This window comes from Solirubrobacter soli DSM 22325, from assembly GCF_000423665.1.
Classification (GTDB): domain Bacteria; phylum Actinomycetota; class Thermoleophilia; order Solirubrobacterales; family Solirubrobacteraceae; genus Solirubrobacter; species Solirubrobacter soli.
This window is the reverse complement of sequence record NZ_AUIK01000001.1, coordinates 470,301-482,688: the sequence shown is the minus strand read 5'-3', so window position 1 is coordinate 482,688 and position 12,388 is coordinate 470,301. Positions and strand designations below refer to the sequence as shown.

15 protein-coding genes are annotated in these 12,388 nt (G+C 69.9%); 4 read left to right on the top strand and 11 right to left on the bottom strand.

The genetic code is table 11. The annotated features are described in order from the left end of the window. The first annotated feature begins 12 nt into the window (after positions 1-12). On the top strand, positions 13-768 hold the full coding sequence (locus G569_RS0102300) for an RNA 2'-phosphotransferase family protein (protein WP_028062208.1): 756 nt from the start codon (positions 13-15) through the stop codon (positions 766-768). Between the two features lie 7 nt (positions 769-775). On the opposite strand, the gene G569_RS0102295 is transcribed toward G569_RS0102300, so the two are convergent. Then, positions 776-1,636 carry a hypothetical protein gene (locus G569_RS0102295; RefSeq protein WP_157591765.1) on the bottom strand — a complete coding sequence of 287 codons (861 nt, stop codon included), beginning with the start codon at positions 1,634-1,636 and terminating at the stop codon, positions 776-778. A 287-nt stretch (positions 1,637-1,923) separates the two neighbouring features. Here G569_RS0102295 and G569_RS64415 point away from each other — a divergent pair, with 287 nt between their 5' ends. Beyond that, positions 1,924-2,511, top strand: coding sequence for a hypothetical protein (locus G569_RS64415; protein ID WP_211232888.1), 588 nt, complete (start codon positions 1,924-1,926; stop codon positions 2,509-2,511). A gap of 2 nt (positions 2,512-2,513) precedes the next feature. Here the strand turns inward: G569_RS64415 and G569_RS44945 are convergent, their stop codons facing one another. The 10 genes from G569_RS44945 to G569_RS0102240 form a co-directional block, all read right to left on the bottom strand. Then, complete coding sequence (locus G569_RS44945; RefSeq protein ID WP_053225724.1) at positions 2,514-2,900, bottom strand: nuclear transport factor 2 family protein; 387 nt, start codon at positions 2,898-2,900, stop codon at positions 2,514-2,516. Further along, entirely contained in the window at positions 2,884-3,276 is a 393-nt protein-coding gene (locus G569_RS44940) for a cupin domain-containing protein (RefSeq protein ID WP_037494205.1), read from the bottom strand. The genes G569_RS44945 and G569_RS44940 overlap by 17 nt, the downstream gene beginning before the upstream one ends. A gap of 32 nt (positions 3,277-3,308) precedes the next feature. After that, a complete protein-coding gene (locus tag G569_RS0102275; protein WP_028062206.1) occupies positions 3,309-3,548 on the bottom strand; it encodes a hypothetical protein in 240 nt (79 codons plus the stop codon). Between the two features lie 218 nt (positions 3,549-3,766). Beyond that, positions 3,767-4,114, bottom strand: a complete 348-nt coding sequence (locus tag G569_RS0102270) for an RNA polymerase sigma factor (RefSeq protein ID WP_028062205.1) — start codon at positions 4,112-4,114, stop codon at positions 3,767-3,769. Between the two features lie 35 nt (positions 4,115-4,149). Beyond that, complete coding sequence (locus G569_RS0102265; protein ID WP_371683449.1) at positions 4,150-5,142, bottom strand: ABC transporter substrate-binding protein; 993 nt, start codon at positions 5,140-5,142, stop codon at positions 4,150-4,152. A gap of 22 nt (positions 5,143-5,164) precedes the next feature. Then, positions 5,165-6,172 (bottom strand): ABC transporter permease, encoded by a 1,008-nt coding sequence (locus tag G569_RS0102260; protein ID WP_028062203.1) that lies wholly within the window; start codon positions 6,170-6,172, stop codon positions 5,165-5,167. After that, on the bottom strand, positions 6,169-7,674 hold the full coding sequence (locus G569_RS0102255; protein WP_037494203.1) for a sugar ABC transporter ATP-binding protein: 1,506 nt from the start codon (positions 7,672-7,674) through the stop codon (positions 6,169-6,171). Before G569_RS0102255 ends, G569_RS0102260 begins: the two co-directional genes overlap by 4 nt. Positions 7,675-7,709: 35 nt before the next feature. Further along, a complete protein-coding gene (locus G569_RS0102250) occupies positions 7,710-8,651 on the bottom strand; it encodes an aldo/keto reductase (RefSeq protein ID WP_028062201.1) in 942 nt (313 codons plus the stop codon). Continuing rightward, the gene (locus G569_RS0102245) at positions 8,648-9,385 is read right to left on the bottom strand and encodes an SDR family NAD(P)-dependent oxidoreductase (RefSeq protein ID WP_028062200.1); all 738 of its coding nucleotides are present in this window, start codon (positions 9,383-9,385) and stop codon (positions 8,648-8,650) included. The genes G569_RS0102250 and G569_RS0102245 overlap by 4 nt, the downstream gene beginning before the upstream one ends. Before the next feature lie 63 nt (positions 9,386-9,448). Continuing rightward, positions 9,449-10,762 carry an L-fuconate dehydratase gene (locus tag G569_RS0102240; RefSeq protein ID WP_028062199.1) on the bottom strand — a complete coding sequence of 438 codons (1,314 nt, stop codon included), beginning with the start codon at positions 10,760-10,762 and terminating at the stop codon, positions 9,449-9,451. 68 nt (positions 10,763-10,830) lie between these two features. Between G569_RS0102240 and G569_RS0102235 the strand changes: the two genes are divergently transcribed. Both G569_RS0102235 and G569_RS0102230 read left to right on the top strand, forming a co-directional pair. Then, the gene (locus tag G569_RS0102235; protein ID WP_028062198.1) at positions 10,831-11,640 is read left to right on the top strand and encodes an amidohydrolase family protein; all 810 of its coding nucleotides are present in this window, start codon (positions 10,831-10,833) and stop codon (positions 11,638-11,640) included. A gap of 5 nt (positions 11,641-11,645) precedes the next feature. Beyond that, on the top strand, positions 11,646-12,323 hold the full coding sequence (locus G569_RS0102230; protein ID WP_028062197.1) for a FadR/GntR family transcriptional regulator: 678 nt from the start codon (positions 11,646-11,648) through the stop codon (positions 12,321-12,323). Positions 12,324-12,388: the final 65 nt, after the last annotated feature.

Sequence of the window (12,388 nt, the reverse complement as noted above, 5' to 3'; positions counted from 1 at the left end):
CGTGTCGGCCGCATGGAGTACCCGGTGCGCGTCAACAAGACGACCAAGCCGGATCCGCGGGCTCCGATCCTGATCTCGGCCAACGACAAGGTGCGGATCGAGCTGATGCCCGATCCGCCGAGGCCGAGCTTGCTGGAGCGGGTCTTGATGCACGGTGAGCCCGTCACCGACCAGCAGTTGGACGCGCACATGGAGGCCTACCGCAACGCGCGCTTCTACCACGCGACGAGCCGGACGAGCGTCCCGTCGATCCTCGCCCAAGGGCTCGACCCGGCCAAGCGCGGCAGCTCGGAGGGGGCCGAGGCGATCGCGAACCCGAAGGGCGTCGCAGCGGCCAAGAACGACCCGGCCGTCTTCCTCGGCGGCGACATCACGACGACGCGCTACTACAACCGGAAGCTCAAGCAACCCCCGGACGCGCCGCACCTGCGCGCGTTCCTGACCCCGGCGCAGGCGTTGCAGACTCGAGAGGACACCGGCGACGCGACCAATCTCGCGTTCCGGAGCGACGACCTCGTCCCGCCGCAATCGCTCAGCTTCGGACGCCACGGCGACCAGTCCGAGTCCAAGCTGCGGTCGATCTTCGGGATCGTCCGCCAGCACTACCCGGGTGGCGGAGAAGGCGTCACGACCGACGAGGTGATGCGTCGCCACGCGGTGGCGATCCAGCGCGGCCTCACGACTCATTCGACCAAGCAGTACGCCAAGCCGATCTATCAGGACCTCCGCACGTACCGGTTCGAGGACGAGGGCTACGTCTCAGATTGAGGGTGCCTCAACTGCCGTTTCGTGATCCTGACTTCGGCGGCTTCGCCTGGCTGACGAAGATCAACTTGTCGGGGCCGAGCGTCATCTGCTTGGAGCCCTTGGCGACCACGTAGGCGAGGGAGCCGTCCGCCTGGCGCTCGATGGCGATCGCGTCCCAGTCGTTCTCGTCATCGGGCTCCTCCGCCGCGCGGTTGACGACCTTGCGGGACGGCGACAGAGCGACGAGGGAGGGTTCGAACTGCGCCGGCGGGCGCTTGTAGAGCGCCTCGGCGTTGCTGAGCATCGCGATCGCGACCCTGCTGCGCGCATCGATGGTCGCCGCCGCGGCGGCGGCGCGCCCACGGACATCGCTCGCGATCAGGTAGCCGATCGCGAGCACGACCGCGGCGGTCACGATCGCGATGCCGGTCACGAGGTTGGCGTGGATGGGACCGTTGGCGTTCCAGAAGGCCGTCACCCAAACCCACGCCGCACCGACGGAGGCGCTCAAACCGGCCGCCCACCACTTCGCAGCGGCGGTCGCCCCGGCCTCGATCAGCGCGACGCTCTGCGGGGGCCCGCCCCAGACGGAGCCGAAGTCGTCGGCGTTGTCCGCCGCATCGTCGGCGCCTTTGTCGCCTCCCAGGAGGCTGAGCCCGTGAAGGAGATCCCTCGTGGGCTTCAAGACGTCCTGTGCGTCGGAGACCGCCTTGCTCGGGAGTGCCACCTCGGGCGCACCGTTATTGGAACCCGTGGTCGTTTGCGTCGCTGCGGCCATCAGACACTCCTCTGCGGACGAGTGCGCGCCTTCTTGCGCGCAGAGGGAACATAGATCGTTCTCGCGCTGTGCCGCAATCGATCGTCCACGGCCGCCACGCTGACCAGACACGGGCAGCTCTCAAAGCCGCACCGCGAGGATCGGTGGTGCCAGCTGCCCGACAGGGGGTGCGCAGGAAAACCGTCCTCAGGGTCAAGTTTTCCTTGCCACCCCCCTATAAGCGGATCACGTTCCACTTCTGGTCGACTGGACGAGTATCCAGTGCCGCCCGCTGCGCGCCGCGATAGGGTCACTAGTGAAGGTTTCGGTATTGGCATGGAGGGAGCACTGTGAGCGAGGGCGATCGACGAGGGCGGTGGGCGGCCAGGCTGGCGAGCGGCCTGGTGCTATTGGCGATCGTGAGCGGGTGCGCCGCCGGGGAGAACGCTCCCCCGGCCACGCCGGACACGGGGGCCGTGCTGGATGCGTCGGCGATGAACGGGGAGGTCGCCCTCGACGGCGCCAAGGAGCGTCGACGCCAGGCCGCCGAACTCCTCCGAAAGGCGAAGCGCGAGCTCAAGCGCGGGCACGACAAGAATGCCCGGCGTCTCGCGACGCGTTCACGGCAACTGCGCAAGACGCAGGCCGCCCGGACCGTCATCGCGCGCGCGAACGCGGCGATCGCCAAGGCCGACGCCGCGGCGCGCGAGCGCAAGCGGATCGCCCGCGACGCGAAGACGTGCACCGCCGCGGAGAAGGCTGCCGTCCGCGATGGTGCGGCGACGCCGCCGGGGTGCGACGCGTACAACGCCGAGCAGGAAGCCCAGAGCGAGCCGAACTGCGATCCCAACTACGAAGGCGCCTGCCTGAAGCCCGACTCGTCCGACTACGACTGCCGGGGCGGGAGTGGGGACGGGCCGGACTACACCGGACCGGTCAGGTCGGTCGGCAGCGACCCATACGACCTCGATCGCGACGGCGACGGGTACGCCTGCGAGTCGTCATAGCGTCAGAGCACGCGCGGCGTTCCCGAAGTCGAGTAGACGTCCTTGCGGGCGAGCCGCCCGTCCGCGCTGAGCGGGAAGACGTCGACGCCGTCCCACTCGAGCCGGCGGCCGTCGTCCGGATGTGTCGCGCGGGCGGTCCACTCGCTCACGGCGAAGTCCTCCCCGCAACGCAACGAACGGCGCTCGAAGCGCAGCGTCGGCCAGCGGGCGAAGATCGCGCCGATGTGGGCGCGGACGGCGGCCCCGCCGGCGACCCGCTCGCCGGCGGTGTGGTTGTGGAAGACGATCGCGTCGTCGTGCATCGACGCGATCGCGTCCAGGTCCTGGGCGTTCCACGCGGCGTCGTAGCGGTCGATCAGCGCCGCGATCTCGCTACGACCAGAACTCATCGACCGTCTCGGTCGGAGGTTCGGCGAGCCGCGGCGAGAAGATCAGCACCTGCGCCTCGTCGGCCGTGTCGTTGTGGATCGAGCGGTATGCGTCACCCGCGATGCGGACCGCGGTCTGCGGACCCGCTTCGAAGATGTCGTCGTCGACCTTGAACGTGACCGTGCCGGCGATCACGAAGTAGACCTCCTCCTGGCCGGGGTGGCGATGCCCGTAGCTGCCGCGGCCGCCGGTTCCCGGCAGCATCCGGCGCCAGCTGAAGGAGACCTGCTCGGCCCCGAGCGCGGTCGTGTACCACCGCTGCTCCCCGTAGCCCGGGTAGTCCGCCATGAAGTCGAGCGCGTCCTCGCGGCCCGCGACGGTGTAGGCACTGGTCATAGGCGTCCTTTGCGTCGTTCTCACCCGAGATCCTACGGCCCGGCGAGCGGGTGGCGCTCGCTGCGCGGCGTGCGGATGGTGAGCTCCTGCACGTCGGGATGCAGGAAGCCGGGGTCGCGCCAGACCAGCAGCCCGTACGGCGTGCCGGCGTCGGGGTCGGGAGCGCGGGCCTCGATCCGCGAACGCGGCACCCGCCGCTCGCGGAAGCGCTCGACGCGATGGCTGCTCCCGTCCGCGCACGTGGTCCGCACCACCAGGTCGCGGTCCGTCATAGAGGGCGAGAAGAACGCGAGGAACGACCCGTCCGGCCCCAAGGGGGGCCAACGCCCGCCCACCTCGACGCGCCGGACCGGCGGCCCCCAGACGACCGTCACGGTGGGCCGCGGCGCGTACGCGCGCGCCCGACCGTCACGGTGGGCCGCGGCGCGTACGCGCTCGCATCGCCCGGCCGCCCTGCGCCGTTCGCGCGGTGAAGGTGCGCACGGCCCAGTCAAGACCCCCGCGGGGTCCGGCAGGCGGCGGACGATGCGCGCCGTCGAGGAGTCCGGCACCAGCCAGGACGACGTCCGTGCCGGCGCGCAACCTCGTCGTACGGCAGCTCGTCCACCACCCGCAGGCGCAGCGCCGCCTGCTGGTCGCCGGAGATCTGCTCCAGCCCGGCGCGGACCCGCGCCCGGAGGTCCGGCAGCCCGGCCTCGTGTTCGATCCGCTCGTAGTCGTCAGGCGCCAGCACGGGGGACTGCATCCCCAGCCGCTGCAGGGCGCGCCGCTCGACCTTCCCGCGCCGGAAGAACCGCGCGAGCTTCAGCAGGCACGTCGGTCGGGCACTTCGGGACACACCCTGAAGTGCCACGACCGACGTTCATGTGACGGCTACTGGTAGAGGACCGCGGCGATCTTCGGATCGTCGATGTTGGTCTTGTCGTACCAGTAGAAGCCGGTGTCGATGACCTTCGGGACGGACTCGCCCTTGATCGCCTTCATGGCGGAGGAGACGAGCTCCTTGCCCATGCCGACCGGGTTCTGGGTGATGGCGCCGGCCATGACCCCGCTGTTGATCGCGTCGATCTGGGCCTTGCCGGAGTCGAAGCCGATGATCGTCAGGCCCTTCTTTCCGCTCTCCTCGACGCCCTTGACGATGCCGATGGCGGAGCCCTCGTTGGCGCCGTAGAAGCCCTTCAGGTCCGGATTGGAGGAGATGATCGACTTCGCGATGTCGGCGGACTTGGCCTGGTCGCCGCCGCCGTACTGCACCGGGAGCACCTCGATGCCGGGGGCGTTGGCCTTCATCCACTCGATGAAGCCGTCGCGGCGGTCGATGCCGGTCTTGGACGTCTGGTCGTGGACGACCATGCCGACCTTGCCCTTGCCGCCGAGCAGGTCGGACATGTGCTTGGCGGCCTCGGCGGCGGCGGCCTTGTTGTCGGTCGCGGCGGTCGTCACCGGCACGTCTGACTCCACGCCGGAGTCGAACGCGATCACGGGGATGTTCTGCGACTTGGCCTGGTCCATCAGCGGCGCGGACGCCTTGGAGTCCAGCGCGGCGAAGCCGATCGCGGCGGGCTTCTTCTGGATCGCGTTGGTGAGCATCGTGACCTGCTGCTCGATGTCCTGCTCGGTCGGCGGGCCTTCGAAGGTGATGCGGGCGCCCTCGGCCTTGGCCTCCTCCTCGGCGCCCTGCTTGACGGCCTGCCAGAACTGGTGCTGGAAGCCCTTGCTCACGATCGCGATGTAGGGCTGCTCGCCGCCACCACCGCTGGCGGCCGTGTTCGAGGTGCCACCGCCGGAATCGTTGCTGTCAGACCCACAGGCAGCGACCGCCAACGCGAGGCCCGCGCCGACGACCGCGACCCACTTGCGACCCATCATCACTCTCTCTCCTTTGTGTTCATACCGTGGTGCGCTTGCGCGCCATGTCGGCGTAGACGGCGACGAGGATCACGACGCCGAGGATCACGTTCTGCCACTCCTGCGGGATCGACATGATCTGCAGCCCGTTGTTGAGGACCGAGATGATCAGGGCGCCGATGATCGTGCCGACGATCGAGCCCTTTCCACCGCTCAACGACGTCCCGCCGATCACGACGGCGGCGATCGCCTGCAGCTCGTAGCCGAGCCCCGTGGCCGGCTGGGCGGACGCCAGGCGGGCCGAGATCATCACGCCGGCCAGCCCGGTGAAGAGACCGGCGAGCGTGTAGATGATGATCTTCCACCGCCGCACCGGGATGCCCGACAGTGCGGTCGCCTCCTCGTTGGAGCCGATCGAGTACGTGTACCGGCCGAGGATCGTCCGGTTCAGGATCACCGCGGCGACGATCGCCGCCACGGCGAGCACGAGCACGGCGTTGGGGAAGTCGACGCCGAACAGGTGGCCGGTCGAGATCGCCGTGTAACCGGGCGCGTCGGTGAAGTAGATCGGCGTCGAGTGCGAGATGACGAGCGCGAGCCCTTGGGCCGCGAGCATCATCGCCAGGGTCGCGATGAACGGCGGGATGCCGAGCACCGAGACGTTGAATCCGTTCACGAGGCCGATGAGGCCGCCGAAGAGAATCGTGCCGATGACGCCGACCACGATCGGCACTCCGGTGTTGACGATCAGCACGCCCGAGATGACCGCGCACAAGGTCATGCCGGTGCCGATCGAGAGATCGATGCCGCTCGTGATGATCACGAACGTCGTCCCGAGCGCGAGCAGGCCGATGACGACCGTCGAGAACAGGATCGCCGTGACGTTCGCGTAGTTCAGGAAGCTCGAACTGGCGATCGAGAAGAACAGGAAGATCGCGATCAGGCTCGCGAAGGCCAGGAACTGCTGCAGCCGATTGCGCACGGTGCTGCCGACGGCCTCGACCGCGGCCGGCGCCGTGTCCTCGCGCTGGGGCGTCGACACGCTCATGCCACCTCCTCCAGCGTCCGCAGGGTCGCATAGTGCATGACCTGCTCCTGGGTCGCGTCGGAAGCGTCGAGCGTGCCGGTGACGCGGCCTTCGCACATGACGACGATCCGGTGCGACATGCGCAGGATCTCGGGCAGCTCCGACGAGATCATGATGATCGACTTGCCGCCTTCGGCGAGCTCGTTCAGGAGCCGGTAGATCTCCTCCTTGGCACCCACGTCGATGCCGCGGGTGGGCTCGTCGAAGATCAGGACGTCGCAGTCCTTGACCAGCCATTTGGCGATGACCACCTTCTGCTGGTTGCCGCCGGAGAGGTACTTGGCCTCCTGGGCCACCGACGGCGTCTTGATCCGCAGCTTGTCCACGTACTCGCGCGACGTCGCGCGCATCGCCTTGTCGCGCATGAAGCCCCAGCGCACGAAGCGCTCGCCGAGCGCGCTGAGCCCGATGTTCGCGTTGACGTCCTGCTCGAGCAGCAGGCCGAAGCGCTTGCGGTCCTCCGACAGGTAGCCGATCCGGTGCTTGGCCGCGTCCGCCGGGTTGGTGATGTGCAGCTGGCGCCCGCGCAGCCATACGCTGCCGGCCGACGTCTTGTCGGCGCCCACGATCGCGCGCGCGACCTCGGTCCGCCCGGCCCCCATCAACCCCGCGAAGCCGAGGATCTCTCCGCGCCGCAGCTCGAAGCTCACGTCCTGGAGCAGATCCTTGGTCGAGAGCCCGTTGACCTCGAGCACGACCTCGCGGTCGTCGCGGACCCCCTCGGGCTTCGCCGTGGTCGAGAGCTCGCGCCCGACCATCATCGAGATGACCTCCTTCATCGTCGTCTCGGCGATGTCGCGCGTGCCGACGTAGCGGCCGTCGCGGATCACCGTCACGCGGTCGGCGATCCGCCGCAGCTCGTCCATGCGGTGCGAGATGTAGATCACGCCCGTGTCGGGCGTCACGAACCGGCGGATCAGGCCGTGCAGGACCTCGACCTCGGCGTCGTTGAGCGCCGCGGTCGGCTCGTCCATGATCAGCAGCTTCGCGTCGTAGGAGAGCGCCTTGCCGATCTCGACCATCTGCTGCTTGGCGACGGTGAGATCGCCCACGAGGTCCTTCGGCCGCAGCGGCAGGTGCAGCCGCTCGATCAGCTCCTGCGCGCGGGCGTTCAGGCGCCGCTCCGACGTGAAGAACCCGCCCGGCTCGCGACCGATGAAGATGTTCTGCGCGACCGTCAGGTCGGGCATCAGGTTGAACTCCTGATGGATGATGCTGATGCCGAGCTCGAGCGCGTGCTTGGGCGACGTCGGCTCGTACTGGCCGCCGTTGAACGAGAACTCGCCCGCGTCGGCGTCGTAGATGCCGGACAGGAGCTTCATCAGCGTCGACTTGCCGGCCCCGTTCTCGCCCACCACGGCCAGCACCTCGCCGGCGCGCACGTCGAGGTGCATGTCCTCGAGCGCCTTGACGCCGGGGAAGCTCTTGCTCACCCCGTGCACTTCCAACAACAGACGTTCCATCGGCTCTCTCCCCCCGCTCACGTTTCAGGTCCCGGTCACAATGGCGCCTGCGCCGGGATGGGGGCGTCCGGGCGCAGCAGGCCCTCGCTGACGAGCTCGGTCCAGGCCTGGTCCGGGACCGGCTCGTCGAGCAGCGCGGCGTTGCGCTCGACGTGGGCGGCGGAGCGCGCGCCGAGGCACAGCGCCGACACCGCGGGATGCGCGAGCGCGAACTGCGCGGCCGCGACGGGCAGCGTCGTGCCGTGGCGCTCGAGCACGTCGGCGATCCGGTGCACGCGCGCGAGCAGCTCAGGCGGCGCCGGCTCGTAGTTGTAGGTCGTGCCTTCGCGCGGGCGCTCGTTCGCCAACAGGCCGGAGTTGAACACGCCCGCGGCCACGACCGACACGCCGCGCCGCTCGCACTCCGGCAGCAGGTCGTCGAGCGCGCCCTGCTCGAGCAGCGTGTAGCGGCCGGCGAGCATCAGCACGTCGAGATCGGTCTCGCGGACGAACCGGGCCAGCATCTCGGACTGGTTCATCCCGGCGCCGTAGCTCGTGATGACGCCCTGCGAGCGCAGCTCGTCGAGCGCCGGGAACGCGCCGTCGAGCGCCTCGCGCTCGTGGTCGTCGGGGTCGTGGACGAAGACGATGTCGACGCGGTCGACGCCCAAGCGCTCCAGGCTGGACTCCAACGAGCGCAGAACGCCGTCGCGGCTGTAGTCGCGCACGCGGTGATGCGTCGGCGGGACGGCGTAGCCCTCCGACGGCCCCGGACCCGGCACGAGCAGCCGGCCGACCTTGGTGGAGAGGGTGAATCCGTCGCGTCCGGCGAGGCCCTCGCCGAGCCGCCGCTCCGCGAGCCCGAGCCCGTAGTGCGGGGCGGTGTCGAAGTAGCGGATGCCCGCGTCCCACGCCGCGGCCAGCGCACCCCGCCACTCCTGCTCGCTCACCTCGCGGCCGAGGTTGCCGATCGGAGCGCTGCCGAAGCCGAGCGTCATCGCCGCACCCGCAGTCCCTGCATCCCGCCGTCGACCGCGAGCACGGCGCCCGTGGTCGAGCCCGCGCCCGGTCCGGCGAGGTAACAGATGGCGGCGGCGACCTCCTCGGCCGCGACCAGCCGCCCGTGTGGCTGGCGCGCCTCGAGCGCCGCGCGCTCGGCGGCGGGATCGTCCGCCGCGTCGAGCAGCCGCCGCACCCACGGCGTGTCCGCCGTGCCCGGGTTCACGCAGTTCACGCGGATCCCGGCGTCGAGGTGATCGGCCGCCATCGCGAGCGTGAGCGCCTGGACCGCGCCCTTGGACGCGCTGTAGAGCGCGCGGTCCGGAAGCCCCGCGGTGGCGGCGATCGAGCCGGTGTTGACGATCGCGGCATGGGGGGAGCGCGCCAGCCAGGGCAGCACCGCCCGGCTGACGCGCGCCATGCCGACGACGTTGACATCGAGCACCCGATGCCACTCGGCGTCGTCGTTGTCGGCCACGTTCCCGCGCGCGCCGATCCCCGCGTTGTTGACCAGGACGTCGATGCCGTCCAACTGCTCGGCGGCGGCCGCGACCGCCGGCCGGACGGAGGCATCATCGGAGACGTCGCACTCGATTCCGATGAGCGGCGGCTCGACGGCCGACGGGTCGAGGTCGAGACAGACGACGCGCGCACCCTGCGCCGCCATGTGCCGCGCGGTCGTCAGGCCGATCCCGGAGCCGCCGCCGGTGACGATCACCCGTAGGCCGTTCACCGCGCCACCTCCGGGATGCCCGAAACCGGACCGTCGGTCCGCCGAGCCGCTGGCCGGGCTCGATCACGCATGGGTCGGCTGCGGCGCCCACACCGCGCCGTCGGGGAAGAGGTACTCGGCCAGCGCGTCCCGCTTCAGCTCGGAGGAGAACCCCGGCCGCAGCGGGGCGCGATAGCGGCCCTGCTCGATCACGACCGGGTCGACGAAGTGCTCGTGCAGGTGGTCGACGTACTCGATCACGCGGCCGTCGGCGTTCCCGGAGACCGCGAGGTAGTCGAACATCGACAGGTGCTGCACCAGCTCGCACAGGCCGACGCCGCCGGCGTGCGGGCAGACCGGCAGCCCGAACTTCGCCGCGAGCAGCAGGATCGCGATGTTCTCGTTGACGCCCGCCACCCGCGCCGCGTCGATCTGCACGATGTCGATCGCCTCGGCCTGCATCAGCTGCTTGAACACGACGCGGTTCTGCACGTGCTCGCCCGTGGCGACGCGGATCGGTGCGACCCCGCGCCGGATCGTGGCGTGGCCGAGGATGTCGTCCGGGCTCGTCGGCTCCTCGATCCAGTACGGGTCGAACGGCGCGAGCGCGCGAACCCAGCGCACGGCGACGTCGACGTCCCAGCGCTGGTTGGCGTCGACCGCGATCCGGATGTCCGGCCCGCACGCCTCGCGCGCGATCCGCAGCCGGCGGACGTCGTCGGACAGGTTGGCGCCGACCTTGAGCTTGATCTGCCCGTAGCCGGCGGCGACGGCCTCGCGGCAGAGGCGGGTGAGCTTCGCGTCGGAGTACCCGAGCCAGCCGGGCGTCGTCGTGTACGCCGCGTAGCCCGTCGCGAGCAGCCGGTCCTCGCGCTCCTCCCGCCCCTGCTGCGCGCCGCGCAGGATGGTGAGCGCCTCCTCGGGCGTGAGCGCGTCGGTCAGGTAGCGGAAGTCGACGAGCTCCACCAGCTGCTCGGGCGAAAGGTCGGACAACAGCTTCCACAGCGGCTTGTTCGCGCGCTTGGCCGCGAGGTCCCAGAGCGCGTTGACGACCGCGGACACGGCCATGTGCATGACGCCCTTCTCGGGGCCCAGCCAGCGCAGCTGCGAGTCATGCGTGAGCCGGCGGTAGACGGAGCCGAGCGAAGCCAGCGTCTCCTCGAGCGGGAGATCGACGATGAACGGCTCCAGCGCGCGGATCGCGGCCACCTGCACGTCGTTCCCGCGCCCGATCGTGAACGCGAACCCATGGCCTTCGAGCCCGTCCCGCGCGTCCGTGCGGATCACCACGTAGGCAGCGGAATAGTCGGGGTCCGGGTTCATGGCATCCGACCCGTCCAGGTGCAACGAGGTGGGGAAGCGGACGTCGTATGTGTCGAGTGCCGTGATCACAGACATAGGATGTTTGGACAGCTAATCATCGGATGTCTCGGTCGTCAAGTCCGATAGGATTCGGCCGAGATCGGATGTTTCGCGTCGACGCACACCATCACTTGTGGGATCTCTCGGTGCGCGACCAGCCGTGGATCTCCGACGATCGCATCCGTCGGACCTTCACGGCTGCCGATCTCGAAGCGGTCGCGCCCGTCGACGCGACCGTGGTCGTCCAGACCGTCGCCGTCGCGGAGGAGACGCCGGAGCTGCTCGCCATCGAGCACCCGCTGATCGCGGGGGTCGTCGGGTGGGTGGATCTCACGGCCGCCGATGTGGGTGATCGACTGGCCGCGCTGCGGCACGGCCGCCTCGTGGGCATCCGGCACCTGGTCCAAGGCGAGCCCGACCCGCGCTGGCTCTGCCGGCCCGACGTGCGCGCCGGCCTCGCCGCGGTAGCGCGCGAAGGGCTCGTCTACGACCTGCTGACGATCCCGGAGCAGTTGCCGGCGGCGATCGAGACCGGGCGCGCGCTGCCCGAGCTGCGGTTCGTCCTCGACCACCTCTCCAAGCCGCCGATCGCGAGCGGGGAGCTGGAGCCGTGGGCCACGCAGATCCGCGAGCTGGCCGCCCACGAGAACGTCGCCTGCAAGCTGTCGGGCATGGTCACCGAGGCCGACTGGGCCGCGTGGACCGTCGACGACCTGCGTCCGTACGCGGAGATCGTGCTCGACGCGTTCGGTCCCGACCGGGTGATGTTCGGCTCCGACTGGCCGGTCTGCCTGCTCGCCGCGTCCTACGAGCAGGTGGTCGACGCCGCCGAGGCGCTCACCGCTGGCTTGAGCGCGGCCGAGCGAGAGCAGGTCTTCGGCGGCACCGCCCGGCGGATCTATACGCTCCCGTGACGCGAATGAGCGTCACCGAGCGAGCCATCGAGGACATCAAGGCGATGATCATCCGCGGCGAGCTCGCGGCGGGTGAGCGGCTGCCGAAGGAGGCCGACCTCGCCACCCGCCTCGGCCTCTCGCGCAACTCGCTGCGTGAGGCGGTCCGCGCGCTCACCCTCGCCCGCATCCTCGAGGCGCGCCAGGGCGACGGGACCTACGTCACGAGCCTCGAGCCGAGCATGCTCCTCGAGCCGCTGACGTTCATGGCCGAGTTCCACCAGGACCGCACGTTGTTGCAGGTGCTCGAGGTCCGCCGGATCCTCGAGGCCGCGACGGCCGCGCTCGCCGCCCAGTACATCACCGACGCCGAGCTCGCCGAGTTGCGCCGCGTGGTCGAGGAGATGGACGCGTGCGACACGGTCGAGGCGTTCGTCGCCAACGACCTCGAGTTCCACCGCCTGATCGGCGTCGCGTCGCGCAACCCGGTCCTCGCCTCCGTGCTCCAGAGCTTCTCCACGCCGATGAGCCGCGCCCGCGTCTGGCGCGGCGTCACCCAGGCCAACGCGATCGACCAGACCAAGGCCCAGCACGCCGCGCTCTACGAGGCGCTCGCCCACCATCGCCCGGACATCGCCCGCGCGGTCGCGACCGCTCACGTAGCTGGTGTCGAGTCCTGGCTCGAGAGCACGCTCAATGACTGAAACCTTCGAACATTTGTAGTACACCCGGTCAAAAAGGGGCGCGCAAAAGCGTTTCACCTGGTCAT

What these genes read in the sequence shown, in the direction of transcription:
- G569_RS0102300 (WP_028062208.1), top strand. Translation starts at nt 13, where the DNA reads ATGGAGTACCCGGTGCGCGTCAACAAGACGACCAAGCCGGATCCGCGG.
- G569_RS44945 (WP_053225724.1), bottom strand. Translation starts at nt 2,900, where the DNA reads ATGAGTTCTGGTCGTAGCGAGATCGCGGCGCTGATCGACCGCTACGAC.
- G569_RS44940 (WP_037494205.1), bottom strand. Translation starts at nt 3,276, where the DNA reads ATGACCAGTGCCTACACCGTCGCGGGCCGCGAGGACGCGCTCGACTTC.
- G569_RS0102275 (WP_028062206.1), bottom strand. Translation starts at nt 3,548, where the DNA reads ATGACGGACCGCGACCTGGTGGTGCGGACCACGTGCGCGGACGGGAGC.
- G569_RS0102265 (WP_371683449.1), bottom strand. Translation starts at nt 5,142, where the DNA reads ATGGGTCGCAAGTGGGTCGCGGTCGTCGGCGCGGGCCTCGCGTTGGCG.
- G569_RS0102260 (WP_028062203.1), bottom strand. Translation starts at nt 6,172, where the DNA reads ATGAGCGTGTCGACGCCCCAGCGCGAGGACACGGCGCCGGCCGCGGTC.
- G569_RS0102255 (WP_037494203.1), bottom strand. Translation starts at nt 7,674, where the DNA reads ATGGAACGTCTGTTGTTGGAAGTGCACGGGGTGAGCAAGAGCTTCCCC.
- G569_RS0102250 (WP_028062201.1), bottom strand. Translation starts at nt 8,651, where the DNA reads ATGACGCTCGGCTTCGGCAGCGCTCCGATCGGCAACCTCGGCCGCGAG.
- G569_RS0102240 (WP_028062199.1), bottom strand. Translation starts at nt 10,762, where the DNA reads ATGTCTGTGATCACGGCACTCGACACATACGACGTCCGCTTCCCCACC.
- G569_RS0102235 (WP_028062198.1), top strand. Translation starts at nt 10,831, where the DNA reads ATGTTTCGCGTCGACGCACACCATCACTTGTGGGATCTCTCGGTGCGC.
- G569_RS0102230 (WP_028062197.1), top strand. Translation starts at nt 11,646, where the DNA reads ATGAGCGTCACCGAGCGAGCCATCGAGGACATCAAGGCGATGATCATC.